The organism is Vibrio sp. 2033, from assembly GCF_033339735.1.
On record NZ_JAWOVC010000391.1, the window covers coordinates 1 to 679 of the forward strand.

General features: G+C 45.9%; 1 protein-coding gene. It reads right to left on the minus strand.

The genetic code is table 11. The features are described 5' to 3' along the window. The coding region (locus R7P74_RS26780; protein WP_318123692.1) for a cation:proton antiporter at window positions 1-679 on the minus strand (679 nt) is incomplete at both ends.

A 679-nucleotide genomic window follows, 5' to 3' on the forward strand; every position in this document is an offset into this window, starting at 1 on the left:
CCATTTACCGGAATGTTGATAAATTTTATGGCCCAAGCGATTTAGAGGTGCTGAGATAATAAAGGATAGTGAAACCGCTACAGCGATGGCTGCGAGCATGTCACTCGGCATCCACCCCATTTTGTACGCCAGGCCACCGACAATGAGCCCGAATTCGCTGTAGTTAAACAGTGATAAAGAAGCGAGTAGGGAAGTACGCACGCGAAACTTAAAGTGGTTGATTGTGAGGAAGTATAGCAACCCTTTAATAGGTAGAAGGACAATGAATAAAAGCGCTAGTGCGATACCCGTTAGACTCAAAGATGCGGATAAGCCGATATTTAAGAAGAAGCAGACGAGAAAGAGCTCTTTCATATTAAATAGCGATTTAGACAACTCTGACGCTTTACGGTGAGCAGCGAGCATCATGCCAAGAATCAAGGCGCCAAGGTCTGGTTTCATTCCAACTAACTCAAACAGTCCGGCACCCACAACAAGCGCGAAGAAAATGCCGAACAGCACTAACATCTCGCCGTGGCCTACTTTATCCAATAACTTGTAAAACAGCGGGCGTAGAAGAGGAAGAGCAAATAGACCTATGGCGTACCATTCTGGCACTTTGCCTGTTGAAACAGTCAGAAACACGACGGCGAAGATATCTTGCATAACCAAAATACCGATGGCCAGTGTGGCGTATGTC